We start from the raw sequence: 21,660 nt of genomic DNA, 5'->3' as shown, positions 1-21,660 counted from the left end.
ACCTCAGTTCTGCGGCGGGCCGCCGGGGGCCGACGACACCTGGGCCTGGGGGAGCAGGACCTCCTGGCCCTCGCGCAGCCCGGAGCGCACCTCGGTGTACTCGTCGCCCACCGCGCCGGGGGTGAACGGCGTCGTCACCGGGTCGCCGCCGTCGACGCCGGGGACGCTGACGACGCGGCGGCCCTCCTCCGTGCGCACCGTCGAGGACGGCACCCGCAGCACGTTCTCCACCGACTCGACGCGGACGGCGGCGTCGGCGGTCTGGCCGTCGCGCAGCTGCGGGTCGCTGCGGTTGAGCACGACGGTGGCGTAGTAGTTGACGATGCCGGAGACGTCGGCGCCGGTCGGGGCCACGGCGAGCACCGAGGCCGGCACGGTCAGCCCGGGCACCGCGTCCACCGTGACGTCGACGGCCTGGCCCGGCTGCACGCGCGCCGCGTCGGACTCCTCGAACGGCACGACGAGCTGGAACGAGTCGACGTCGTTGAGCACCAGGAACGCCCCGCCCCCGGCCGTCGCGGCGCCCGCGCCGGTGCCGGAGGAGTCGGTGACGCCGGGCAGGCGCGCGCTGCTGCCGGGGGCGAGCGAGGTGGTGCCGGACGCGGCGCCGACGAACTCGCCGACGGCCCCGTTGATCTGCGAGACGACTCCGGCGACGGGGGCGCGCAGCGCGGTGTCGTCGAGGTTCCGCTGGGCCAGGGCCACGCCGGCCTCGGCGTCGCGGACCATCGCCTCCTGCGCGCTCGTGTCGGCCGGGCGGTCGGAGCCGGCCTGGTCGAGGGTGTTCTGCGCGGTCACGACGCTGTTGCGGGCCTGCTCGACCGACAGCCGGCCGGAGGCCTCGTCGACGTTCTCGCGCTGCTCGGCGGTGTCGAGCGCGGTCTCCGAGGCGATGACGGTGCCGCGGGCCTGCTGCACGGCGGTCTCGTCGGCGGGGATGGCCTCGCACTCGGGGTCCGTGACGACCGGCGTGGTGGCCTGGCTCGGCGCCGTCGACCCGGTGAGGAGGCCCTCCGACTGCGCGGGCTTGGTGGTCGTCGGCGGCGGGGACGAGCTGCATCCGGCCCGGTCGCGCGCCAGCTGCTCCTCCGCCCGGTCCAGCTGCCCGCGGTCGAAGTCGAGCTGGACCCGCGCCCGCTCGGTGGCCACGTCGTTCGCGCTGTTCGTGGCGTCGACCTGCTCCTGCGTCGCGGTCAGGATCGTGCTCGCCTGGTCCAGTGACGCCTGCGCCTGCTCCACCGAGTTGGCCCCGGTGATCTTCGCGAGGTTCGCGCGGGCCTGGTCGAGCTGCGCCCGGCTCTGCTCCAGCGCCTGCTCGAGGGCGAAGTTCTCCAGGCGCGCGAGCACGTCGCCGGCCTGCACGCGGTCGCCGACCGCCACGAGCACCTCGGCGAGCTGCCCGCCCTCGGCGAACCCGAGGTTCTGCTCGGTGATCGCGACGAGCGACCCGGACGCGGTGACGCTGGTGGCGACGAGCCCGCGGTCGACCCGGACGACCGGTGGTGGCGCCGACTCCCCGCTGCAGGCGGCGAGCGCGAGCACCGCCCCGACGGCGGCGACGACCCGGACGTGGGACAGAGCGATCTTCATTGGAACCTCAGCGCTTCGATGGGGCGCAACCGCGCTGCACGGTTGGCCGGGTAACCACCGGCGACCAGGCCGATGAGCAGGCTGATCCCGAACGAGATCAGCACCGAGTTGACGTCGACGACGGGCGGCGGGAAGTCCGGGATCGCCTGCGGCAGCAGGATCGCGGCCGCGGTGGAGAACCCCACGCCGATGAGGATGCCGACGAGCCCGCCGAACCCGGCGAGGATCGTCGACTCCAGCAGGAACTGCTGCAGGATGGCCCGCTTCCGGGCACCGATGGCCTTGCGGATGCCGATCTCGCGGGTCCGCTCGGTGACGGTGACGAGCATGATGTTCGCGACGCCGATGCCACCGACGATCAGCGAGATCGCAGCGACGGCCACGGTGAACAGGGTGAGGAACCCGAGCGTCTGGTTGACCTGGTCCAGCAGGCTCTGCTGGGCGGTGGCGGTGTAGTCGCGCTCGGCGGGCTCGTCGATGGAGTGGCGGTCGTCCAGGATCGTGGTGACCTGCGCGAGAGCGTCCGGCACCGTCTCCGGCGAGCGGGCGACCACGACCACGGTGTCCACGGCGTCGCCGCCGCCGAGCAGGAAGCTGCGCGCGGTGCCGAGCGGCGTGATCACGGTGTCGTCCTGGCCGGTGGCCTCGACGACCCCGATCACCCGGAACGCGGTGCGCCCGATCCGCACCTCGCTGCCCAGCGCCGCCCCGGCGTCGCCGCCGAAGAGGTCCTCGACCGGGCCCGGCGCCAGCACCGCGACCTTGGCCCGCCGCTCGGCGTCGTCGAACATGCGGCCCACGACCAGCGCGCGGTCGGTGACGTCGAGGTAGTCCGCGGTCGTGCCGGTCACCGAGGAGCGGAACTGCGTCCCGCCCGGCAGCTGCACCGTGACCGGCCCGCTGACGATCGGGGTGGCGGTGGCGACGTCGGGTGCGTCGGCGGGGTCGGCGAGCGCGTCGACGTCGGCGTCGGTGAGGTCGCGCGGCGTGCCGTTCGTGCCCTCCTGGTTGGCGCTCACCGTGATCTGCGTGGCCAGCGAGCCGAACGAGTCGGTGAACCCGCTCTGGATGCCGTTGCCCAGCGCCACCAGGATGATCACCGCGGCGACGCCGATGATGATGCCGAGCGTCGTGAGGCCGGAGCGGAGCTTGTTGGCGCGTAGCCCGCGGAACGCGAGGCGGGCGGCCTCCCAGACGTTCATGCGCCCGCCCCCCTCACGAGCGCAGCTCCTTCTGCCGGACGTCGCTGACGATCCGGCCGTCGCGCAGCCGGACCACGCGCCGCGCGAACGCGGACACCTCGTCCTCGTGGGTGATCAGGACGACGGTGCGCCCGGCGTCGTTCAGCTCGACCAGCAGCTGCATGACCTCGTTGGTGGAGACGGTGTCGAGGTTCCCGGTGGGCTCGTCGGCCAGGATCATCGCCGGCCGCGTCACCAGGGCGCGGGCGATCGCGACGCGCTGCTGCTGCCCGCCGGAGAGCTCGTTGGGCATGCTGCCGCCGCGGCCGTCGAGACCGACGCGGGCCAGTGCGTCGCGGGCACGGTCGCGGCGCTCGCGGCGGCCCACCCCGGCGTAGACGAGCGGCAGCTCGACGTTGCGCGCCGCGCTCGTCCGCGGGATGAGGTTGAAGGACTGGAAGACGAAGCCGATGCGCTTGTTGCGCAGGTCCGCGAGCGCGTTCTCCCGCATCCCGACGACGTCGGTGCCGCTGAGCCGGTAGTGGCCGGTCGTCGGGACGTCGAGGCAGCCGAGGATGTTCATCATCGTCGACTTGCCGGACCCCGACGGGCCCATGATCGCGACGAGGTCGCCCTCGTCGATCGAGAGGTCGACGGAGTCGAGCGCGCGGACGGACACCTTGCCGGCCTGGTAGACCTTCGTCACCGCGTCGAGCTCGATCATCATCATCGCGACCCCCGGTGCGGCAACGACGGGCCGCGGCGGACCGGTGCGGTGCACGGACGGACGTCACCGGGTCGTGATCGGGGCATGGGGTTCCATCTCGCGGCTGTGTCCATGGTGCGGTGGGGGGCCGCGCGGGCGGGGAGCGGCGCGGTCGGTGGCCGGAACCTAGCCGGGTCGGGGCCGCGCGTGCGCGCGCCGTTCTCAGCGGGCTCTTAGAGTTCACCTCGTGCGCCGCGGACTGCCCTGGGCCTGGGGCGCGACCGACCCCGAGATCGACGACGCCTACCCCTGCGCCGCGCTGGTCCCGGAGCCGGCCGCGCGGATGATCCGGGCCGTCGACGTCGCCGCGCCCGCGGACCACGCCTTCCGCTGGGTCGCGCAGCTCACGCAGGCCCCCTACAGCTACGACCTCGTCGACAACCTCGGCCGCCGCAGCCCCCGCACCCTCACCCCCGGGGCCGACGCCCTGGAGCCGGGCACCCCGTTCGTCATGATCTTCCAGGTGGTCGACGTCGTGCCGGGCCGGGAGGTCACCGGCGTCGGGCGGCCGGGGCCGACGCGCCGGTTCGGGCCGATGGCGTGCACCTACCGCGTCACGCCGACGGGCGAGCGGTCCTGCCGGCTGATCGGTCGCCTCGACCTCACCGCCGGCCTCCTCGCCGCCCCGATCGCGTGGGGCGACCTGGTGATGATGCGGAAGCAACTGCTGACTCTGGCCGCATGTGCGGAACGGACATCCTGACCCCTCCGACCGGAGGGTGTTCCCGCCGCGTGCGGGCGGATAGACCGGGACGATGACGGTCACCGCGATCCACCGCTACCCGGTCAAGTCGATGCTCGGCGAGTCGCTCACGCGCTGCACCGTGGGCCCGACGGGGGTGGTCGGCGACCGCGCGTACGCGCTGATCGACTCCGAGACCGGTGTCGTCGCGAGTGCGAAGGTCCCGCGCCGCTGGGCCGACCTCCTCGCCTTCTCCGCCCGCTTCGTCACCGAGCCGGAGGCCGGGGCCGCGCTGCCGCCGGTGGAGATCACGTTCCCGGACGGCTCGGTGCACCGCAGCGACGACGCCGACATCGACGACGCCCTCTCCTCCGCGCTCGGGCGCCCCGTGCACCTGGCCGCCGAGGCGCCGGAGGGTGCGTACTTCGAAGAGCTGTGGCCCGACGTCGAGGGCCTCGCGCCGCAGCAGCTCATCGACGACACCACGATCCGGCACGAGGAGACCGGCGAGGTGATCAGCAAGTTCGACATCTCCGCGTTCGGCGCGAAGGGCACGTTCTTCGACCTCTCCCCGCTGCACGTGCTCAGCGAGGCCACGCTCGACCACCTGCGCGAGCTCGCCCCCGACGCCACCTTCGACGCCCGCCGCTACCGGCCGAACTTCGTGGTGAGCGGCGACGCCGGCTTCGCCGAGAACGACTGGCCGGGCCGCAGCGCCACCCTCGGCGGCGCCACCGTCACGTTCTCCTTCGCCACCATGCGCTGCGTGATGACGACGCTCGAGCAGGGCGACCTGCCCCGCGACGTCGACACCCTGCGCACCATCGCGAAGCACAACCGCATCGAGATCCCGCAGATCGGCGGCGTGTGGGCGTGCGCGGGCGTCTACGCCGACGTGACCGAGCCGGGCGAGGTCTCCGTCGGTGATCCGCACACGGAGGTGTCGACGTCCTGATCGGTGGGGCAGGATCGGCCGCGTGACGTTCACACCCGGCACCGAGGCCGCCATCGCCCGCACCCGTCAGCATTCTCTGGGTGACCTGCTGCGCCGCTCGGCACTGCGGTACCCCGACAAGCTCGCGATCGTCGACGGTGACCGGCGCGTCACGTTCGCGGAGTTCGACGCCGCCGCGAACCGCACCGCGCACGCGCTCACCGCGCGGGGCCTGGAGAAGGGCGACCGGCTCGCGCTGCTCGCCCGCAACTCCTACTCCTACGCGGTGCTCGCCTTCGCCACGGCGAAGATCGGCGTGGTGCTGGTGCCGGTCAACTTCATGCTCGGCGCCTCGGAGATCGCGTTCATCCTGACCCACTCCGGCGCGTCGGGGATGGTCGCGCAGGACGCGCTGGCCGGCACCGCGGCGAAGGCGCTCGCCGAGGCGGGCGTCGAGGGCGGGGTCCGCGGCTGGATCGGCGCCGAACCCGCCGAGGGCTGGGAGGACGTCGAGACCTGGCTGGGGCAGGGCCCCGACCACGACCCGGAGGTCGCCGTCGGCGACGACGACCCGCTGCGCCTGATGTACACCTCGGGTACGGAGTCGCGACCCAAGGGCGTGATGCTGTCGAGCCGCTCGCTCATCGCGCAGTACGTGAGCTGCACGATCGACGGCGGCATGAGCGTCGACGACATCGAGGTGCACTCGCTGCCGCTCTACCACTGCGCGCAGCTCGACTGCTTCCTCTCCGTCGACGTCTACCTCGGCGCCACCTCGATCATCCTGCCCGGGCCCGACCCGGCGACGCTGCTCGCGACCGTGGAGCGGGAGAAGGCGACGAAGCTGTTCTGCCCGCCGACGGTGTGGATCTCGCTGCTGCGCCACCCCGACTTCGACACCCGCGACCTGTCGTCGCTGCGCAAGGGGTACTACGGCGCATCGGCGATGCCGGTGGAGGTGCTCAAGGAGCTGTCGCGGCGGCTGCCCGACGTCCGGTTCTGGAACTTCTACGGCCAGACCGAGATGTCGCCGCTGGCCACGATCCTGCGACCGGACGAGCAGCTCCCGCGCGCCGGGTCGGCCGGGCGGGCGTCGATCAACGTGGAGACCCGCCTCGTCGACGACGACGGGCAGCCCGTCGCGCCGGGGGAGATCGGCGAGATCGTGCACCGGTCCCCGCACGCCGCGCTCGGCTACTACGAGGACGAGGACAAGACCGCGTCGGCGTTCCAGGACGGCTGGTTCCACTCCGGCGACCTGGGGATCATGACCGAGGACGGCTACCTCTCCGTCGTCGACCGCAAGAAGGACATGATCAAGACCGGTGGGGAGAACGTCGCGTCCCGCGAGGTCGAGGAGGCGATCTACCAGCTCGAGGGCGTCGCCGAGGTGGCCGTGTTCGGCATCTCCCACCCGACGTGGATCGAGGCCGTCACGGCGGTGGTGGTCGCGAAGGAGGGCGTCGAGGTCACCGTCGAGCAGGTGGACGCGCACGCCCGCACGGTGCTGGCCGGCTACAAGCGCCCCAAGTACGTCGTGCTGGCCGACGCGCTGCCGAAGAACCCGAGCGGCAAGATCCTCAAGCGGGAGCTGCGGTCGGAGCACGCGAACCTTGCCCAGTAGTGCCGTGCGCGGGAGCCGTGGCTCCGACCTCGGTTCCCGCGCACAGGGGGTGGCCGTCGGCGGGGTCGCCCTGTTCTGGCTCGTCTCGCTCGTCGCCGGTTCGCTGGTCCCCGGCTACTCCGTCCGCGGCGACTACGTGTCCAGCCTGGCCGGGCGCGGGTCGTCGGTGGCCGTGTTCGGGATCGTCGCGATCGCCGCGCTCGGCGTCGCGCACCTCGGTGCGGCGGCCGCGGGGCGCGGGGTCGTCGCGGTCCCGCTCGCGCTGGCCGGGCTCTCCGGGCTGACGATCGCCGCGTTCCGCACGGCGTGCCCGCTCGGCGCGGCCGGCTGCGGGACGGCGCCGAACGACGCCCCGCCCGACCTCGCCGGCACCGTGCACGTCCTCGCCGTCGTCGGTTACGAGATCGCGCTGGTCGCGGCGATGGTCGTGGTGGCGGTGCGACTGGTGCGCACCCGGCCGCTCGCCGCCGCGCTCACGGTGGCCGCGGCCGTCGCGTCGGTGGTGCTGGCCCTGAACATCGGCGGCCCCGACCTCGGGGCGTGGCAGCGGGCGTGGCTCGTCGTCAACACCGCGTGGCTCGTGGTGGCGGTGACCCGCCTGCGCTGACGGTCGCTCAGGCGAGTGCGGCCGTCACGGCGTCGCGCAGGCTCGTGGCCGGACGGCCGAGGAGCTTCTCCAGGTCGTCGGAGGGCTCGGCGAACAGGCCTGACGCGATGAGGTCGTGGACGAAGCCGATGCCGCCGAGCTCCGCGGACGGCGCGGCGCGGTAGGCCACCGGGGTGCCCGACACCTCGCTCACCACTGCGGCGAGGTCGGCGAGCGTCCAGAGCGGACCGCGCAGCTCGTGGGCGACGCCGTCGTGCCCGTCGCCGGTGAGCACGGCGGACGCGGCGAGGCCGAGGTCGCGGATCGTCGCGAAGTTGACGGGCCGGCCCCCGTCGGCGCCCACGATCTCGCCCGCGTCGACCGCCGCGCGCAGGCCCGGGTTGACCAGCGCCTCCTCGTAGAACGTGTTGCGCAGCAGCGTGTGCGGCACGCCGGAGTCGCGCAGCAGGCCCTCGGTGGTGGTGTGGTCGGCGAGGAAGCCCTTGCCGTTCTCCGCGCCGATCGCGCTGGTGTAGACGATCCGGCCGACGCCGGCGGCCGTCGCGGCGTCGATCGCGGTGCCGTGCTGGCGGGGGCGGACGCCGGGCGTCACGTCGGGGGAGGAGACGAGCAGCAGCACGTCGACGCCGGCGAACGCGGTGCGCAGCGAGGCGGCGTCGTCGTAGTCGCCCGCGCGGACGTCGACGCCGCGGTCGGCCAGGTCGGCGGCCTTGCGCGGGTCGCGGGCGAGCGCGACGAGCTCGGTGGCGGGGACGCGGGTGAGGAGGTCGTCGACGACGACGCGGCCGAGGTTCCCGGTGACTCCGGTGACAGCGATCATGGATCCGACGGTAGTCTTTGCACTAACGATTCGTAAGTACGTACCTGAAAGTAAGCGACGGAGGCACAGTGCTCGCGGCGGACGTGTTCAGCAGCAGGTGCCCCAGCCGGTCGGTCCTCGACCACGTCACGAGCAAGTGGGCGGTGCTCGTGCTGGCCGCGCTCGCCGTCGAGCCGCTGCGGTTCAGCGCGCTGCGTCGCCGGATCGACGGGGTGAGCGAGAAGATGCTGGCCCAGACGCTGCGCACGCTGGAGGCCGACGGGTTCGTCGACCGCGTGGTCACCCCCACCACCCCGCCGCAGGTCACCTACAGCCTCACCGACCTCGGCCGTGGCCTCACCGGGCACCTCACGGGGCTGCTCGGCTTCATCCAGACCCGCCTGCCCGAGATCGAGGCGGCCCGCAGCACCTGACCCGGGCCCGGCGCGTCGACCGCAGTCCCGACCAGCGCAGCGGTCCGCGGTCATCACGCACGAGATGGACGTCAGAGGGGCTGCGGCGGGGCGCACCCCCTCTGACGTGGATCTCGTGCGGAATCGCCCGTCAGCACACCCGCCGGGTGAGATCGGCAAACTCGCCGAGCCGCAGCGGCAAACTCGCCGGGTGGGGGCGGCAAACTCGCCGGGTGGGGTCAGCCGACGGCGGTGAGGGTGTCGGCGTGCTGTCCGTCCGCCGGCGACGTCTGCGTGCGCTCGCCGTCGAGGAGGGGGCAGTCGAGCCAGTTCTGCGGGATGCCGAAGCCGTCGACCAGCTCCCGCGCGTGCGGGCGGAGCTCGCCGCACAGGGCGTTGATCGCCTTCGCGACGGTCTTGGTGCGGGCCGCCGTCAGGTACCCGTGCTCGACAGACCACGCGCGGTCACCCTCGATCACGGAGAGTCCGTGCAGCGCGAGGACCCGGTCGAGCAGCGGGTGCTGGTCGGCGACCGCGGCGAAGGCGTCGAACACGATCCGGTCGACGTGCGCGCGGGCGGCGGCGAGCAGGTGGTCCTGGGCCCCGTTGAAGATCGCGAACTGGTCGGCGCCGGGGGCAAGGGCCTTGCGCATCCGCTGTGCGCCGCTCGCGATCAGGTGCTCTTCGCGCTGGGCGAGCAGCCACCGCTGGTAGTCGCGCGAGCGGACGTCGCCGCGGTGCAGGACCGAGCGCGCGCCGGTCTTCTCCAGCACCGTGCCCGCGACGAGGTCGGCGCCGAAGCGGACCTTGCCGCGCAGGTCGAGCTGCCCGACGCGGCGGCCGTAGTCCGACAGCAGCGTCTTCGCGACGAGCTGCAGCAGGACGGTGTTGTCGCCCTCGAACGTGGTGAACACGTCGGTGTCGGCCTTGAGCGCGGGCAGCAGGTTCTCGGCCAGGTAGCCGGCACCGCCGCACGCCTCGCGGCACATCTGGATGGTGCGCGTGGCGTGCCAGGTGCCGATCGCCTTGATCCCCGCGGCGCGGGTCTCCAGGTCGCGCTGGCGCTCCTCGTCCGGGACGGCGCCGGGCTTCTGCAGCTCGTGCATCTGCCCGACCAGGTCGTTCTGGGCGAAGTGCAGCGCGTAGGACGTGGCGATGGCGGGCAGCAGCTTGCGCTGGTGGACGAGGTAGTCGAGGACCACCACCTCCTCGCCGGTGGCCGGGTTGCTGAACTGCCGGCGGGTGGCGCCGTAGCGGGTGGCCAGCGTGAGGGCCTTCTCGGCGGCGCTCGCGGCACCGCCCGCCACGCTGATCCGGCCGCGCACGAGCGTGCCGAGCATGGTGAAGAAGCGGCGGGTCTCGTTGGTGATGTCGCTGGAGTAGGTGCCGTCGGGGGAGACGTCGGCGTAGCGGTTGAGCAGCGCCTCGCGGGGCACGCGGACGGAGTCGAAGACCAGCCGCCCGTTGTCGACGCCGTTGAGGCCGGCCTTCACGCCGCAGTCGGAGATCGTGACTCCGGGCTGCGCGTCGCCGTCGGCGGTGCGGATCGGCACGAGGAAGCAGTGCACGCCGTGCGTCTGCGACACCTCGTCCGGGCCCCTCGTGACGAGCTGTGCGAACACCGCCGCCATCGTCGCGTCGCGGGCGGCGCCGCCGATGTAGTCCTTGCGCGCGCCCGGCTCCGGGGTGTGGATGACGAACTCGCCCGCGTCGGCGTCGTAGGTGGCGGTGGTGCGCAGGTGCTGCACGTCGGAGCCGTGGCCGGTCTCGGTCATCGCGAAGCAGCCGAGCAGGGTGCCGTCCATCATGTCGCGCAGGTACGCGTCGTGGTGGCGCTGCGTGCCCAGCGCCGCGAGCGCCCCGCCGAACAGGCCCCACTGCACCCCGGCCTTGACCAGCAGCGACAGGTCGCCGTGGCCGAGCATCTGGAACGCCGCGACGACGCCGCCGACGTCACCGTCGCCGCCGTAGGCCGGGTCGAAGCCCTGGTGCGGGCGGCGGCTGCGCGCGAGCGTGCGCACGGCGTCGGCGATCTCGGCGCGGTACTGCTCGGTGGACGCGTCGGGGTCGGGGGTCAGCTTCAGCTCGCCCATCTGGGCCCGGACGTCGTTGCGGACGTCGGCCCAGCGGCCGTCGAGAACGGTCTGCAGGTCACTCATGTGTCCTCCTTCGAGGCGGTGACTCCGGAGAGCCCGGCCCAGGCGAGTTCGGTGAGGTGGGCGGCCAGTTGCGAGCGGGTCATCCCGGTCGGGCGGGCCAGCCAGTTGTCGGCGGCGGCCCGCACCATCCCGACGATGCCGTGGCCCCAGGGGATCGCGGCCGCGGAGTCACCCGTGCGGGCGGCGACCACGGCGGCGACCTGGTCGCCGACCAGTGACACGAGGTCGGCGACCGGGTCGGCGCCGGGGGACCGGTCGACCAGCGGGCGGTGCACCACGAACCGGTAGACCTCGGGGTCGTGCTCGATGAGCCGCAGGTACGCCTCGATGCCCGCGGCGATCTGCGCGTGTGGACCGTCAGCGCCGTCGATGGCTGCGCGAACCTGACCCAGGAGGACGTCCGCCACGCGGACGCAGACCGCCACGTAGAGCTCGGTGCGGTCGGCGAAGTGCCGGTAGACGACGGTCTTGCTGGTGCCCGCCTGCGCCGCGACGTCGTCCATGCCGACGCCCGCGCCGTGCGCCCGGATCGCCAGGATCGCGGCGTCGGTGAGCTCGACGCGCCGCGCCTGCCGGTGGGCGTCCCACCGGGTGGCCCGTCGATCCCGCACAGTCTTCACGGGACCGACAGTACCGAGTACTCACGGTATCGACTAGGTGAAGGGCGTCACGTATGCGGGACCGGCAGTACCCGGTACCGTTCGTACCATGACCCGTTCAGCCCGGCAGGCCGCCGTCATCGGGGGCAACCGCATCCCGTTCGCCCGTGCGAACGGGGCCTATGCCCAGGCCACCAACCTCGACATGCTCACCGCGACCCTCGACGGCCTCGCCGCCCGCTTCGGCCTCGCCGGCGCGCGCATCGGCGAGGTGGCGGGGGGCGCGGTCCTCAAGCACTCGCGCGACCGCGACCTCACCCGCGAGTCCGTGCTCGGCAGCCGCCTGTCGCCGTACACCCCCGCCTACGACGTGCAGCAGGCGTGCGGCACCGGCCTCGAGACGGCTGTCCTCGTCGCCAACAAGATCGCGCTCGGTCAGATCGAGAGCGGCATCGCGGCCGGTGTCGACACCGCCAGCGACGCCCCAGTCGCCCTCAACGACGACCTGCGCCGCGTCCTCATGAAGCTCAACGGCGCCCGCTCGTTCGCCGACCGCCTCCGCGCGATCGCCGGGATCCGCCCCGGCCAGGTCGTGCCGGAGATCCCGCGCAACGCCGAGCCGCGCACCGGGCTGTCGATGGGTGAGCACGCCGCGCTCACCGCGCTGGAGTGGCACGTCACCCGCGAGGCGCAGGACGAGCTCGCCGCGGCCAGCCACCGCAACCTCGCCGCCGCCTACGAGCGCGGCTTCTTCGACGACCTCGTGACACCGTTCCAGGGCCTCACCCGGGACCAGAACCTGCGCGCGGACTCGACGGCCGAGAAGCTCGCGAAGCTCAAGCCGGTCTTCGGTGGCCCGGACGGCACCATGACCGCCGGCAACTCCACCCCGCTCACCGACGGCGCGTCCGCGGTCCTGCTCGGCTCCGACGAGTGGGCCGCCGAGCACAAGCTGCCGGTGCTCGCGCACGTCGTCGACGCCGAGACCGCGGCGGTCGACTTCGTGCACGCAGGTGATGGCCTGCTCACCGCCCCGGTCCACGCCGTGCCGCGGCTGCTGGAGCGCAACGGCCTCACGCTGCAGGACTTCGACTTCTACGAGATCCACGAGGCGTTCGCGTCCACCGTGCTCGCCACGCTCGCTGCGTGGGAGGACCCGGCGTACGCGAAGGAGAAGCTCGGCCTCGACGCGCCGCTGGGCTCGATCGACCGGTCGAAGCTCAACGTCAACGGATCGTCGCTGGCGACCGGACACCCGTTCGCCGCCACCGGCGGGCGGATCGTCGCGAGCCTGGCCAAGCAGCTGCACGAGAAGGGGTCCGGCCGGGGCCTGATCTCCATCTGCGCAGCGGGCGGCCAGGGCGTCGTCGCGATCCTCGAGGCGGCCTGACATGAGCAACGACACCTTCCGCGACCTGTCCCAGAACCCGCTCGTCCAACGGCTCGGGGTGCCACGCATCCCGGTGCTGCGCCGCCACACCCCCGGCGCCCCCCTGCTCGACGGGCCCGCGCTCGTCGGGTCGGTCGGGGCCGGCCGGTTCGCCGAGCCGATCCGCGCGCTGCTCGAGGACGCGGGCGTCGTCGAGACGGCGGAGGGCAAGGTCGCCGCGGTCGTCCTCGACGCCACCGCCGCGACCACGCTCGACGACCTCTGCGCCGCCCAGGTGTTCCTGACGCCCGCGGTGAAGCGGCTCGCCCCGAACGGGCGGCTGCTGGTGCTCGCCCCCGAGCCGTCCGAGGACCCCGAGGCCGCCGCCGTGGCGCAGGCGTTCGACGGGATCGTGCGGTCCGCGGCCAAGGAGGTGCGGGCCGGTGCGACCGCGAACCTGCTGGTCGTGACGCCCGACGCCGACGTCGCGTCGTCGGTGCGGTTCTTCCTGTCCGGGCGCTCCGCCTACGTCGACGGGCAGGTCGTGCACGTCGCCGCTCCGGTCGGGGCGCAGCCGGAGGAGTCCGACGAGGAGCGTCCGCTGGCCGGACGGGTCGCCGTCGTCACCGGGGCGGCGCGCGGGATCGGCGCAGCCATCGCGGAGACCCTGGCCCGCGACGGCGCGACGATCATCGCGGTCGACATCCCCGCCGCAGGCGAGTCGCTCGCCGCCGTCGCCAACGCCACCGGCGGCACGGCGCTGCAGCTCGACATCACCGCCACCGACGCCGCCGACCGGCTGCTGGCACACCTGCGCGAGCGGCACGGGCGCGTCGACGTCGTCGTCCACAACGCCGGCATCACCCGCGACAAGCTCCTCGCCAACATGGACGCCGACCGCTGGAACTCCGTCCTCGCGGTCAACCTGCGCGCCCAGCTGACGATCAACGCGGCACTGCTGGCGAGCGACCTGCTCGGCGACACCGGCCGCATCGTCTGCGTCGCCTCCACCAGCGGCATCGCGGGCAACCGCGGCCAGACCAACTACGCCGCGAGCAAGGCGGGCGTGATCGGGATGGTCCGGGCGCTCGCGCCGCAGGTCGCGGCGAAGGGCGTGACGGTCAACGCGATCGCCCCCGGGTTCATCGAGACCGCGATGACCGCGAAGATGCCGCTCGCCACCCGCGAGGGGGGCAGGCGGATCAACAGCCTGCGCCAGGGCGGGCTGCCCGTCGACGTCGCGGAGACCGTCGGCTGGCTGGGCCGCGCGGAGAGCGGCGGCGTCACCGGGCAGGTCGTGCGCGTGTGCGGCCAGAGCCTGATCGGGGCCTGAGATGTCGTTGGGGCCGCTGTACGCGAAGGCCGCCGTGGGCGCGGTCGGGCCGCGCGCGTCGACGCTGCCCGACACCGTGCTCCGCCGGAGCGTCGACGTCGACCGCACCCGTCTCGCCGACTACGCGCGGGTGTGCGGCTTCCGGTTCGCCGACGCCCTGCCGCCGACCTACCCGCACGTCCTCGCGTTCGCACTGCAGGTGGAGCTGATGGCGGGGCGCTCGTTCCCGCTGCCGCTCCCCGGGCTCGTGCACGTCGCGAACACGATCACCGTGCACCGGCGGATCGACGCGGGCGAGCGGCTGGGGATCGCGGTGCACGCGGAGCGGTTCGTCGGGCACCCGAAGGGCGCGCAGGTCGATCTCGTCGCGGCCGTGGACGTCGCGGGCGAGCGGGTCTGGGACGGGCGCAGCACGTACCTGGCCCGGGGCGCGCACGCACCGGAGCCCGGTGAGCAGCAGCCGTCCCCACCGGAGATCACCGACGGCCCGCCGTCGGCGCTCTGGCGGGTCGACGGCGACACCGGGCGCCGCTACGCCGCCGTCAGCGGTGACGTCAACCCGATCCACCTGCACCCGTTGAGTGCGAAGGCGTTCGGGTTCCCGCGGGCCATCGCGCACGGCATGTGGACCGCCGCCCGCTCGATGTCCGCACTGCAGGGGCGCCTGCCGGACGCGCTGACGCAGGCCGTCGCGTTCGGGCGGCCACTGCTGCTGCCGTCGACCGTCGAACTGCGGACGCGGCGCGTCGGCGACGGCTGGGGGGTCGACGTCCGGTCCCGGAAGGGCCCGCACCTGACGGCGGCCATCACCGTCTGACCTGCCAGACTCCCGCCATGGCGCGGCGGCGGTGGGTGGTCGCGTGGCCCGTGCGGGTCGCGCTGCTGTTCGCCGTCGTCGTCGCCAACATCATCGGGGCCGGTGTCGTGCTGGTGCTCTCGGCGTGGGTGCTGCCCAACGGGCCGCTCGCCGATCCGGACCGCACACGGGTCGTCAACCTGATCATGTTCGGCTGCTACCTGCTGCTCGCCCTCGTCATCGGCGCGGTGTGGGGCGGCAGGCGGTTCCGGATGAAGCTCGGCGGGGGCACGGAGGTCGAGCAACGCCGCGAGCACCGGCGCGTCCTCTACGGGCCGCTGCGGCTGACCACCGTGCAGGGCGTCCTGTGGCTCACCGCGGTGCTGCTGTTCGGCGGGGTCAACGCGCAGTACTCGTGGCGCCTCGCGCTGTCGGTCGCCGAGACCACCCTGCTCGGCGGCATCACCACCTGCGCGCTGGCCTACCTGCTCAGCGAGCGGATCCTGCGCCGCACCACCGGGCGCGTGCTGTCGCGGCAGCCCCCGCGACGGCGCGTGCTGCCCGGCGTCGTGGTGCGGTCGCTGCTGTTCTGGGCGCTCGGCACCGCGGTGCCGGTGGTCGGGGTGCTGCTCGCCGCGGTGTCGGCGCTGGCCCACGGCGACATCCCGTCCGCGCAGCTCGCGGTGATCATGCTGACGCTGGGCGGTACGTCCCTGATCACCGGCTTCCTCGCGACGGTCGGGTCGGCCCGCGCCGTCGCCGACCCGGTGAACGCGGTGCGCCGAGCGATGCGCCGCGTCGAGCGCGGGCGGTTCGACGCCGAGGTCACCGTCTACGACGGCACCGAGCTGGGCCAGCTGCAGAGCGGGTTCAACACGATGGTCGCGGGCCTCACCGAGCGCGAGCGGATCCGCGACCTGTTCGGCCGCCACGTCGGGCGCGACGTCGCGGAGGCCGCGGCGGCCGCGCAGGAGGTGCGCCTCGGCGGCGAGGTGCGGTCGGTCGCGGTGCTGTTCGTCGACCTGGTGGGGTCCACTCAGCTCGCCGTGCGGCGCCCGGCCGCGGAGGTCGTCGGGGTGCTCAACCGGTTCTTCGGAGTCGTCGTCGAGGTGGTGGAGGAGCACGGCGGCTGGATCAACAAGTTCCAGGGCGACGCCGCGCTCGCCGTGTTCGGCGCACCCGTCGCCGTGTCGGACCCCGCCGGCTCGGCGCTCGCCGCGGGCCGCGAGCTGGGCGCCCGTCTCGCCGCGGAGCTGCCGGAGATCGAGGCCGGGATCGGCGTCTCCGCGGGCGACGCGGTGGCCGGCAACGTCGGCGACGTGCGGCGCTTCGAGTACACCGTCATCGGCGACCCGGTGAACGAGGCCGCGCGGCTGACCGAGCTGGCCAAGTCGGTGCCCGGCGGGGTCGTCGCGGCCGGGCGGGCGGTCGGGCTCGCCGCGGAGGGCGAACGGGCCCGCTGGGAGCTCGGCGGCGAGACCGAGCTGCGCGGCCGCGGCGAGGTGACCCGCCTCGCGACCCCGCTCGGCAGCATGTCGACGGACGATGGCGGTAAACCGCGCGAGATCGCGGGCGACCGGTCGTAGCGTCGACGGGGTGAGCACCACCGCCACCCCCCGCGTCCGGTCCGGAGCCCTCCTCGCCGTCGTCGTCACGGTACTGGCGTGGGCGTCGGCGTTCGTCGCGATCCGCGCCGTCGGCGCGTCCTACGAGCCGGGGCCGCTCGCGCTGGGCCGCCTGCTGGTCGGGGCGCTCGCCCTGGGTGCCGGGGTACTCGTGAGCCGCCGCTGGGTCGCCCCGACCGCGCGCGAGTGGGGCCTGATCATGCTGTGCGGGATCGCCTGGTTCGCCGTCTACAACGTCGCGCTCAACGCCGCCGAGCAGCGGATCGACGCGGGCACCACGGCGATGCTGGTCAACGTCGGACCGATCCTCATCGCACTGTTCGCAGGGCTGCTGCTCGGGGAGGGGTTCCCGCGGTGGCTGCTGATCGGCGGCGGGATCGCGTTCGGCGGCGTCCTGCTGGTCGGCGCGGCGACGGCGGACACCGACTCCGCCGACGTCCTCGGCGTCGTCCTGTGCCTGGTCGCGGCGGTGACGTACGCGGTCGGGGTGCTCGCGCAGAAGCCGGTGCTGCGCCGGCTGCCCGCGCTGCAGGTGACGTTCCTGGCGTGCGTGATCGGGGCCGTCGCGTGCCTGCCGTTCACCCCGGGCCTGCTCACCGACCTCGCCGCGGCCCCGGCGGGCGCCACGGCCGGGCTCGTCTACCTCGGCGTCGTCCCCACCGCGCTGGCCTTCTCGACGTGGGCGTACGCACTGGCCCGGATGGACGCCGGCCGCCTCGGCGTCACCACCTACGCCGTCCCGCCCATCACGATCGCGCTCTCCGCGGTGCTGCTCGGCGAGCTGCCGCCGTGGCTCGCGCTCGTCGGCGGGCTGGTCTGCCTGGTCGGCGTGGGTCTCTCGCGGCGGCGGTGACTCAGACCCGGTAGTCGTCGTCGCGCGCGTCGGTGATCAGCATGTGGCCCGGCGCGTGCGCGACGGCCAGCGGCGGCCGCGACTCCACCACGGCCGCCTGCGGGGTCACCCCGCACGCCCAGAACACCGGCACGTCACCCGGCTCGGGACGGACGGCGTCGCCGTGGTCGGGGGCGTCGAGGTCGGCGATCCCCAGCTCACGGGGGTCGCCGACGTGCACCGGCGCACCGTGGACGGCCGGGTAGCGGGCCGTCACGGCCACCGCGGTCTCCACCAGGGAGCCCGGCACGTAGCGCATCGAGACCACCAGCGGGCCCGAGACCGCTCCGGCCTCCCGGCAGCGCCACGACGTCCGGTACATCGGCACGTTGACGTCCTGCTCGACGTGGCGCACGGGCACGCCGGCCGCACCCAGCGCCCGCTCGAACGTGAAGCTGCAGCCGATGAGGAAGCTGACGAGGTCCTCGCGCCACCAGCCGCGGACGTCGGCGACCTCCTCGACGAGCTCGCCGTCGACGTAGACGCGGTAGAGCGGGAGGTCGGTGCGCACGTCGCCGTCGAGCAGGGGCCCGGCGACGGCACCGGCGTCCAGGACGTCGAGGACGGGGCACGGTTTCGGGTCGCGCTGGGCGAACAGCAGGAAGTCCCAGGCCTGCGCGCGCGGAACGGTGATCAGGTTGGCCTGCGTGAACCCCGGGCACCAGCCCGCGGTCGGGGTGACGACGCCGTCGCGGAACCGTCGGCGTGCCTCGGCGGGGATCATCGGGGCTCCTCCAGGAGTCGGAAGCGGACCTGCTGTCCGGGACGGATCTGCGCCGCGCGGTCCATGTCGGCGTCGAGCACCACGGCGACGACGGGGTAGCCGCCGGTCACGGGGTGGTCGGCGCCGAACAGCACGGGTTCCCCGCCCGGTGGCACCTGGACCGCCCCGCGGACCATGCCCTCGCTGGGCAGCTCGCCGTGGTCCCGGCGGCGCAGCGGGGCACCCTCCAGGCGCATGCCGACGCGGTCGCTGCGGCCCGACGCCGTCCAGGTGGTGGCGGCGAGCGCGGCGGGATCGGCGACCCAGTCGGCCCGCGGGCCGGGCACCGCGCGCAGCGTCACGGCGTCGCCGGGGGGGACGGCGACCGGTGCGACGTCGACGCGCGGCAGGTCGGCGGGCTCCGGCCCGACCGGCAACAGGTCACCGGCCGCGAGCGGGGCGGGCCCGACCCCGGACAGCACGTCGGTGCTGCGGGAGCCGAGGACCGCGGCGACCTCGACCCCGCCGCGCACGGCGAGGTAGGTGCGCAGCCCGGTGGGCGGGGCACCGAGGCGCAGCGTCTGCCCGGCCCGCAGCGTGACCAGCGCGTGGTGGCCGACCGGGGTGCCGTCGACGTCGGCGGGTGCGGGGGCGCCGGTGAGGGCGAGCAGCAGCGGGGCCGGGAGGTCGGGCCCGGCCCGGACGGCCAGCCCGCCGAACACGACCTCGACGGCGGCGGCGGACGGGGGATTGGCGACGAGCCGGTTGCCGAGCCGCAGGGCGGCCCGGTCCGCGGCCCCCGAGCGCCCGACCCCGGTGGCCCCCGCGCCCGGACGCCCCAGGTCCTGCACGAGCGCGAGCGCACCGGTGGCCAGCACCTCCAGCATCCGCCGCGCTGCACACTTCGGAGCCGTACTGCTGTTCCGCCCCCCCTGCGGAGCGCGTTGTGGCTCCGAGGTGCGGACGAAGCGGACCTCCGCTCCCGGGCGCAGGAGCGCCGCGGGGGTGCGGTGCGCGTCCCAGAGCTGCACCGTCGTGCTGCCGATCAGCTGCCAGCCGCCGGGGCTCGCCCGCGGGTAGATCCCGCTGAACTCGCCCGCCAGGCCGACCGACCCCGCGGGCACCGTCGTCCGCGGCTCGTCGCGGCGGGGGACGTGCAGCCGCCCGTCACCCCCGGCCAGGTAGGCGAAGCCGGGCGCGAACCCGCCGAAGCCGACCCGCCACGGGGTGGCCGTGTGCGCCTCGACCACACCCTCGGCCCCGAGCCCGGTCAGCCGCCCGACCTCGTCGAGGTCCGGCCCGTCGTAGACCACCGGGATCTCGACGGTCTCCCCGTCCGGCGCGGCCGCCGACGGGTCGACGGGCAGGGCGAGCACCGCGCGGCGCAGCGTCCCGAGATCGGTGCCCGGAGCCGTCAGCAGCAGCACGGTGCGGGCCGCAGGCACGACGTCCAGCACCGCGGGGAACGCCGCGGCGCGCACGGCGGCGGCGAGCGCGAGCACGGCGTCGAGATCGGCGACCTCGCACAGCAGGGCGGAGTCCCCGCACGCCAGTACCCGCACGGCCGGGTGCGAGCCGGTCACGCGAACGCCTCGAGCGCCACGCCGTCGGCCTCCAGGGCCGCCCGGACCGCCGCCGCCATCGCCACCGCGCCGGGGCTGTCGCCGTGCACGCACGCCGACTCCGCCCGGACCGTCACGTCCGTGCCGTCCACCGCCCGCACCACGCCTTCGGCGAGCAGCCGCCGCACCCGGTCGGCCACCTCGTCGGCGTCGTGCAGCAGCGCGCCGGGCTCCGCACGCGGCACCAGCGTGCCGTCGCCGGTGTACCCGCGGTCGACGAAGAACTCCGGCACCGCCCGCAGCCCCGCCGCCTCGGCCGCGCGCAGCAGCTCCGACCCGGGCAGGCCGAGCACCGGGAGCGCGGGGTCGTAGGCGCGCACCGCGTCGACGACGGCCCGCGCCTGCGCCGCGTGGTGCACCACCGCGTTGTAGAGCGCCCCGTGCGGCTTGAGGTAGCGCACCGCCGTACCCGCGACCCGGCACATCCCGTCGAGCGAACCGAGCTGGTAGACGACGTCGTCGGCGAGCTCGCCCGGGTCCATGTCGACGAACCGCCGCCCGAAGCCGGCCAGGTCGCGGTAGCCGACCTGCGCGCCCACGACCACCCCGCGGGCCGCCGCCGCCGCGCACGTGCGGCGCAGCGTCGTGGCGTCACCCGCGTGGAAGCCGCAGGCCACGTTGGCCGAGGTGACCAGGTCGAGCATCGCGTCGTCGTCGCCGAGCGTCCAGCGGCCGAAGGACTCGCCGAGGTCGGAGTTGAGATCGATCCGCACGCTCACAGCTTCGCCAACCCCCCGATCGACTGGTAGCCCAGGTACAGCGTCAGCAGCCAGGCCAGCACGCCGATGCCCAGCAGCCAGACCGGGTAGCGGTAGCCGCCGAGCAGGTCGCGCCGGCGCCACGCCACCCACAGCACCACGGTGAACCCGAGGGGGAGGATCAGCCCGTTGAACGCGCCCGCGAACACCAGCAGCGTCACCGGGGCGGTGCCGACCAGCAGGTAGATCGTCGCGGACAGCGCGATGAAGGCCACGGTGTACGCGTTGCGCCGCCGCGGCGACGTACGGCTCGACGTCAGGAACGACACCGACGTGTAGGCCGCGCCGATCACCGAGGTGATGCTCGCGGCCCACAGGATGATCCCGAAGACCCGCAGCCCGACCTGCCCGGCCGCCGCCTCGAACGCGCTGGCCGCCGGGTTGTCCTGCGCCAGCGTGACGCCGCCCGCGACCACGCCGAGCACGGCGAGGAACAGCAGCACCCGCATCACGCCGGTGACCAGGATCCCGACGATCGAGCTGCGGGAGATCGCGCCGACGTGCTCGGGCCCGGTGAGCCCGGAGTCGAGCAGTCGGTGCGCGCCCGCGTAGGTGATGTAGCCGCCGACGGTGCCGCCGATCAGCGTCGTGATGACGAGGAAGTCGACCTGGTCGGGCAGCACGGTCTGGCGCAGCGCGTCGCCGACGGGCGGGCCCGAGACCACCGCGACGTACGCCGTCATCAGGATCATCGCCGTCCCGAGCACCACGACGATCCGGTCCAGCGCCACGCCGGCCCGCTTGCTGAGGAAGATCGCGATGGCGAGCGCGGCCGAGATCGCGCCCCCGATCTTCGCGTCGACGCCGAGCATGGCGTTGACCCCGAGCCCGGTGCCGCCGACGTTGCCGATGTTGAACACCAGCCCGCCGACGACGACCAGCACGGCCAGCGCGTACCCGACACCGGGCAGCACCTGGTTGCCGAGCTCGTGGGCGCGCTGCCCGCTGACGCCGATGACCCGCCACACGTTCAGCTGGACCGCGACGTCGACCAGGATCGACACGAGCACCGCGAACGCGAACGCCGCCCCGAGCTGCGCGGTGAACGTCGTGGTCTGGGTGATGAAGCCCGGCCCGATGGCACTGGTGGCCATCAGGAACATCGCGCCGAGCACCGCACTGCGGCTCGTCGCCGATCCGATTGCTGCCTTCACGTTCTCGGCCATTGTGTCCTCCCTCACGCCAGATGTGGTGAGCGTAGGGATTGT

At 74.1% G+C, this 21,660-nt stretch carries 20 protein-coding genes; 10 read left to right on the top strand and 10 right to left on the bottom strand.

All coding sequences use genetic code 11. From position 1 onward, the window contains the following. Window positions 1-3: 3 nt before the first annotated feature. The 3 genes from I4I81_RS24640 to I4I81_RS24630 are packed head-to-tail and all read right to left on the bottom strand — an operon-like array spanning window position 4 to window position 3,495. Window positions 4-1,590, bottom strand: coding sequence for an efflux RND transporter periplasmic adaptor subunit (locus tag I4I81_RS24640; RefSeq protein ID WP_218603599.1), 1,587 nt, complete (start codon window positions 1,588-1,590; stop codon window positions 4-6). Continuing rightward, window positions 1,587-2,792 carry an ABC transporter permease gene (locus tag I4I81_RS24635; RefSeq protein WP_218603598.1) on the bottom strand — a complete coding sequence of 402 codons (1,206 nt, stop codon included), beginning with the start codon at window positions 2,790-2,792 and terminating at the stop codon, window positions 1,587-1,589. The genes I4I81_RS24640 and I4I81_RS24635 overlap by 4 nt, the downstream gene beginning before the upstream one ends. A 13-nt stretch (window positions 2,793-2,805) precedes the next feature. Continuing rightward, window positions 2,806-3,495, bottom strand: a complete 690-nt coding sequence (locus tag I4I81_RS24630; protein WP_218603610.1) for an ABC transporter ATP-binding protein — start codon at window positions 3,493-3,495, stop codon at window positions 2,806-2,808. 229 nt (window positions 3,496-3,724) lie between these two features. Between I4I81_RS24630 and I4I81_RS24625 the strand changes: the two genes are divergently transcribed. From I4I81_RS24625 to I4I81_RS24610, 4 genes are read left to right on the top strand one after another with little or no spacing between them, the layout of a single operon-like run. Next, on the top strand, window positions 3,725-4,240 hold the full coding sequence (locus I4I81_RS24625) for an SRPBCC family protein (RefSeq protein ID WP_218616363.1): 516 nt from the start codon (window positions 3,725-3,727) through the stop codon (window positions 4,238-4,240). Window positions 4,241-4,292: 52 nt separating this feature from the next. Further along, on the top strand, window positions 4,293-5,174 hold the full coding sequence (locus I4I81_RS24620) for an MOSC domain-containing protein (RefSeq protein WP_218603088.1): 882 nt from the start codon (window positions 4,293-4,295) through the stop codon (window positions 5,172-5,174). Window positions 5,175-5,196: 22 nt separating this feature from the next. After that, window positions 5,197-6,777, top strand: coding sequence for an acyl-CoA synthetase (locus I4I81_RS24615; RefSeq protein WP_218603089.1), 1,581 nt, complete (start codon window positions 5,197-5,199; stop codon window positions 6,775-6,777). A 4-nt stretch (window positions 6,778-6,781) separates the two neighbouring features. Next, a complete protein-coding gene (locus I4I81_RS24610) occupies window positions 6,782-7,384 on the top strand; it encodes a DUF998 domain-containing protein (protein WP_218603090.1) in 603 nt (200 codons plus the stop codon). Window positions 7,385-7,391: 7 nt separating this feature from the next. Here I4I81_RS24610 and I4I81_RS24605 read toward each other — a convergent pair whose 3' ends face one another. Continuing rightward, a complete protein-coding gene (locus tag I4I81_RS24605; protein ID WP_218603091.1) occupies window positions 7,392-8,204 on the bottom strand; it encodes an NAD(P)H-binding protein in 813 nt (270 codons plus the stop codon). A gap of 83 nt (window positions 8,205-8,287) precedes the next feature. Between I4I81_RS24605 and I4I81_RS24600 the strand changes: the two genes are divergently transcribed. Next, window positions 8,288-8,617 carry a winged helix-turn-helix transcriptional regulator gene (locus tag I4I81_RS24600; RefSeq protein WP_226363554.1) on the top strand — a complete coding sequence of 110 codons (330 nt, stop codon included), beginning with the start codon at window positions 8,288-8,290 and terminating at the stop codon, window positions 8,615-8,617. Window positions 8,618-8,835: 218 nt separating this feature from the next. On the opposite strand, the gene I4I81_RS24595 is transcribed toward I4I81_RS24600, so the two are convergent. Continuing rightward, the gene (locus I4I81_RS24595; protein WP_218603092.1) at window positions 8,836-10,755 is read right to left on the bottom strand and encodes an acyl-CoA dehydrogenase family protein; all 1,920 of its coding nucleotides are present in this window, start codon (window positions 10,753-10,755) and stop codon (window positions 8,836-8,838) included. Then, window positions 10,752-11,375 (bottom strand): TetR family transcriptional regulator, encoded by a 624-nt coding sequence (locus I4I81_RS24590; protein WP_218603093.1) that lies wholly within the window; start codon window positions 11,373-11,375, stop codon window positions 10,752-10,754. The genes I4I81_RS24595 and I4I81_RS24590 overlap by 4 nt, the downstream gene beginning before the upstream one ends. An 88-nt stretch (window positions 11,376-11,463) precedes the next feature. Between I4I81_RS24590 and I4I81_RS24585 the strand changes: the two genes are divergently transcribed. From I4I81_RS24585 to I4I81_RS24565, 5 genes are read left to right on the top strand one after another with little or no spacing between them, the layout of a single operon-like run. Continuing rightward, window positions 11,464-12,744 (top strand): acetyl-CoA C-acetyltransferase, encoded by a 1,281-nt coding sequence (locus I4I81_RS24585; RefSeq protein ID WP_218603094.1) that lies wholly within the window; start codon window positions 11,464-11,466, stop codon window positions 12,742-12,744. A gap of 1 nt (window position 12,745) precedes the next feature. After that, window positions 12,746-14,056 carry a 3-oxoacyl-ACP reductase gene (locus I4I81_RS24580; protein ID WP_218603095.1) on the top strand — a complete coding sequence of 437 codons (1,311 nt, stop codon included), beginning with the start codon at window positions 12,746-12,748 and terminating at the stop codon, window positions 14,054-14,056. A gap of 1 nt (window position 14,057) precedes the next feature. Then, entirely contained in the window at window positions 14,058-14,873 is an 816-nt protein-coding gene (locus I4I81_RS24575) for a MaoC/PaaZ C-terminal domain-containing protein (RefSeq protein ID WP_218603096.1), read from the top strand. A gap of 17 nt (window positions 14,874-14,890) precedes the next feature. Then, complete coding sequence (locus tag I4I81_RS24570; RefSeq protein WP_218603097.1) at window positions 14,891-16,438, top strand: adenylate/guanylate cyclase domain-containing protein; 1,548 nt, start codon at window positions 14,891-14,893, stop codon at window positions 16,436-16,438. 10 nt (window positions 16,439-16,448) lie between these two features. Further along, window positions 16,449-17,330: a DMT family transporter gene (locus I4I81_RS24565; protein WP_226363553.1), complete on the top strand. Its 882-nt coding sequence runs from the start codon at window positions 16,449-16,451 to the stop codon at window positions 17,328-17,330. 1 nt (window position 17,331) lies between these two features. Here I4I81_RS24565 and I4I81_RS24560 read toward each other — a convergent pair whose 3' ends face one another. From I4I81_RS24560 to I4I81_RS24540, 4 genes are read right to left on the bottom strand one after another with little or no spacing between them, the layout of a single operon-like run. After that, complete coding sequence (locus tag I4I81_RS24560) at window positions 17,332-18,093, bottom strand: putative hydro-lyase (protein WP_218603099.1); 762 nt, start codon at window positions 18,091-18,093, stop codon at window positions 17,332-17,334. After that, entirely contained in the window at window positions 18,090-19,655 is a 1,566-nt protein-coding gene (locus I4I81_RS31465; protein WP_308187700.1) for a 5-oxoprolinase subunit B/C family protein, read from the bottom strand. The genes I4I81_RS24560 and I4I81_RS31465 overlap by 4 nt, the downstream gene beginning before the upstream one ends. Beyond that, window positions 19,652-20,413 carry a LamB/YcsF family protein gene (locus I4I81_RS24545; RefSeq protein WP_218602811.1) on the bottom strand — a complete coding sequence of 254 codons (762 nt, stop codon included), beginning with the start codon at window positions 20,411-20,413 and terminating at the stop codon, window positions 19,652-19,654. Before I4I81_RS24545 ends, I4I81_RS31465 begins: the two co-directional genes overlap by 4 nt. Next, window positions 20,410-21,618 carry an NRAMP family divalent metal transporter gene (locus I4I81_RS24540; RefSeq protein WP_218602826.1) on the bottom strand — a complete coding sequence of 403 codons (1,209 nt, stop codon included), beginning with the start codon at window positions 21,616-21,618 and terminating at the stop codon, window positions 20,410-20,412. The genes I4I81_RS24545 and I4I81_RS24540 overlap by 4 nt, the downstream gene beginning before the upstream one ends. Window positions 21,619-21,660 lie beyond the last annotated feature (42 nt).

Origin of the sequence: Pseudonocardia abyssalis, assembly GCF_019263705.2 — a bacterium.
In the GTDB taxonomy this organism is placed as follows: Bacteria; Actinomycetota; Actinomycetes; order Mycobacteriales; family Pseudonocardiaceae; genus Pseudonocardia; species Pseudonocardia abyssalis.
This window is presented reverse-complemented; position numbering and strand designations above follow the sequence as displayed.

What these genes read in the sequence shown, in the direction of transcription:
- I4I81_RS24640 (WP_218603599.1), bottom strand. Translation starts at nt 1,590, where the DNA reads ATGAAGATCGCTCTGTCCCACGTCCGGGTCGTCGCCGCCGTCGGGGCG.
- I4I81_RS24635 (WP_218603598.1), bottom strand. Translation starts at nt 2,792, where the DNA reads ATGAACGTCTGGGAGGCCGCCCGCCTCGCGTTCCGCGGGCTACGCGCC.
- I4I81_RS24630 (WP_218603610.1), bottom strand. Translation starts at nt 3,495, where the DNA reads ATGATCGAGCTCGACGCGGTGACGAAGGTCTACCAGGCCGGCAAGGTG.
- I4I81_RS24620 (WP_218603088.1), top strand. Translation starts at nt 4,293, where the DNA reads ATGACGGTCACCGCGATCCACCGCTACCCGGTCAAGTCGATGCTCGGC.
- I4I81_RS24605 (WP_218603091.1), bottom strand. Translation starts at nt 8,204, where the DNA reads ATGATCGCTGTCACCGGAGTCACCGGGAACCTCGGCCGCGTCGTCGTC.
- I4I81_RS24595 (WP_218603092.1), bottom strand. Translation starts at nt 10,755, where the DNA reads ATGAGTGACCTGCAGACCGTTCTCGACGGCCGCTGGGCCGACGTCCGC.
- I4I81_RS24585 (WP_218603094.1), top strand. Translation starts at nt 11,464, where the DNA reads ATGACCCGTTCAGCCCGGCAGGCCGCCGTCATCGGGGGCAACCGCATC.
- I4I81_RS24580 (WP_218603095.1), top strand. Translation starts at nt 12,746, where the DNA reads ATGAGCAACGACACCTTCCGCGACCTGTCCCAGAACCCGCTCGTCCAA.
- I4I81_RS24575 (WP_218603096.1), top strand. Translation starts at nt 14,058, where the DNA reads ATGTCGTTGGGGCCGCTGTACGCGAAGGCCGCCGTGGGCGCGGTCGGG.
- I4I81_RS24570 (WP_218603097.1), top strand. Translation starts at nt 14,891, where the DNA reads ATGGCGCGGCGGCGGTGGGTGGTCGCGTGGCCCGTGCGGGTCGCGCTG.
- I4I81_RS24560 (WP_218603099.1), bottom strand. Translation starts at nt 18,093, where the DNA reads ATGATCCCCGCCGAGGCACGCCGACGGTTCCGCGACGGCGTCGTCACC.
- I4I81_RS24540 (WP_218602826.1), bottom strand. Translation starts at nt 21,618, where the DNA reads ATGGCCGAGAACGTGAAGGCAGCAATCGGATCGGCGACGAGCCGCAGT.